General features: G+C 59.3%; 1 protein-coding gene. It reads left to right on the top strand.

Annotated elements, in window-relative coordinates; all coding sequences use genetic code 11:
• Nucleotides 1-417: 417 nt before the first annotated feature.
• The coding region (locus tag KVG87_RS25720) for a phage holin family protein (protein WP_217853237.1) at nt 418-675 on the top strand (258 nt) is incomplete at its 3' end.

Here is a 675-nt window from a genome sequence, read left to right as displayed (position 1 = left end):
TACCTTTTTCATGTCTCCCGCCCGTGTATGCGTAGCGGGCATCAATGCGCGTGTTCACGCGCACGCGTGTTTTTAAATATTCTCTCTATACACGAGAAAGGAAAGTTAAAAGTAGGACGGTGGGGCAAAGCCCCTATCTACGGTGCTTTCGGACGTCCCACCTAGTTTTAGAGAGGTGGGACGCATGGGACGCCTGAAAAGCAAAAGACAGCCGGGATAGATATTCACCGACATTCGCCAGCCGTTCACCGGGCGTCACCCAAACATTCACCGGATGGCATTAAAACGGTCTTGCTGCCACCAGAATCGACCTGTAAAAAGGGGCCATCTTCGATGGGTGCGACCGCAAAGCGCGGCAGGCCACCCACCACCTGACCCGGCAATTGCGCCGGGTCTTTTTGTTTAAGGGGCAGGGCAATGACGAACGAGCAACAGGCACTGGCAGAGATGCCGATCTGGTTGGTGATTGCCCTGTCCCTGGTTGGCGGTGTCTCCGGCGAGATGTGGCGCGCCGACAAGGATGGGGCGCGAGGCTGGGCGTTGCTGCGCCGCCTAGCACTTCGGTCCGGTGCCTGCATCGTCTGCGGCGTGTCAGCGATGATGTTGTTGTTCGGCGCAGGCCTGTCGATCTGGACGGCGGGCGCCCTGGGTTGCCTGACCGCGATGGCCGGCGCG

Source organism: Pseudomonas siliginis (assembly GCF_019145195.1).
In the GTDB taxonomy this organism is placed as follows: domain Bacteria; phylum Pseudomonadota; class Gammaproteobacteria; order Pseudomonadales; family Pseudomonadaceae; genus Aquipseudomonas; species Aquipseudomonas siliginis.
The sequence above is the reverse complement of the archived record's forward strand: the minus strand, read 5'-3'. Positions and strand labels throughout refer to the sequence as shown.